Origin of the sequence: Parendozoicomonas verongulae (assembly GCF_009711465.1) — a bacterium.
Lineage (GTDB): Bacteria > Pseudomonadota > Gammaproteobacteria > Pseudomonadales > Endozoicomonadaceae > Sansalvadorimonas > Sansalvadorimonas verongulae.
The window spans coordinates 1-1,286 of sequence record NZ_SMME01000541.1 but is presented as its reverse complement, the minus strand read 5'-3'; the positions used below and the strand labels follow the sequence as shown (position 1 = coordinate 1,286).

The following is a 1,286-nucleotide window of genomic DNA, read 5'->3' as shown; positions in this document are numbered from 1 at the left end:
GCTTCATTTGATGGAAGTGTAGGGTGTTGTTTGTACCTATCGAAAGGTTTTTTTCTCTTATTAGTATCCGTGTGGCACAAGTAAAACAAATACCTCTCACACAAGGTTTTCAAATGAGATTCCAAAAAGCTTTGCTGCCTACTGCCATTGCGGCAGTTATTTCTGCAAGTATTTATGTAAGCGGACGGGGAACCCCATCTTCCCTTATCAGTATGACGCAGGTATTTTCAAGTCCTCAGCAGTGAGATTGATTGGCAGCAGGTGGCTCACATCAGCCTCTTTTTCTAGCTGGGGGAGTTGCGTCAGTACGTACCGGAACCAGGCATAAGGCTCCAGACCATTGGCTTTCGCAGTTTCTACCAGACTGTAGAGTATCGCACTGGCCCGTGCACCGTTCACCGACTGACTGAAGAGCCAGTTCTTCCGCCCGATAACGAAGGGTTTGATAGCGCGCTCTGCCGCATTGTTATCGATATCCACAAGACCACTTTCCAGATAGCGGCTCATGTTTTTCCACTGGTTCTGGGCGTAGGTTATAGCTTTACCCAATAAGCTTTTTGGCGGCACCCGTGATTGTTGCCGATCCAGCCAGATTTTCAGTTTGTCCATCACCGGGCGACTTTCTTCTTGCCGGATCTGGAAGCGCTCTTCTGTCGTTTTATCCTTGATCCGCTTTTCTATGGCGTACAGCGTCCTTATAAGCGCGAGAGCCTGGGCCGGTTTACTGGGTGTTTGTGGCGCCGGGCCTTTCTTTGTCGGAATGGCCTTCAGAGCTTCCATGAACTTCCGGCGTATGTGAGCCATACACGCGACCAGCTCGATGCCGGGCTATTTGTTCCTCAGCGCTTCATAGCCTTTCATGCCGTCACACTGCAGGTCTCCGGTAAAGCCTTCCAGAAACGCCAGCGGATATTCATGCCCACGCCCGGGCTGATAGTCATACAACACCACCGGTGAACCCAACTGCCCGGTTGTGCGATACAGCCACATATACGACTTGTTCTGGGCATCCCGGTCGGGTTCGTTCAGTACCTGCACCGGTGTTTCATCCGCCTGCAAAGCGGGTTGTTTGATCAGGTGCTGCTGCAGGGCTTTATAAAGTGGCTTCAGCAGCTGAGAAACGCGGATCATCCATTCGGCCATGGTCGTACGACGGATCTCCACACCCATGCGGTTGAGGATAAACTCCTGCCGGTACAGGGGCAGAGCGTCACAGTATTTGCTGATAACCACCCAGGCCAGAAGGCCGGGGGTTGAGAAGCTTTTGGGGATGGGCATCCTGGGGG

The 1,286-nt window shown here is 52.2% G+C and carries 1 pseudogene; it reads right to left on the bottom strand.

The window, feature by feature from the left end:
- Positions 1-207: 207 nt before the first annotated feature.
- Positions 208-1,278 (bottom strand): annotated as a pseudogene (gene tnpC / locus E1189_RS24715) (IS66 family transposase).
- Positions 1,279-1,286: the final 8 nt, after the last annotated feature.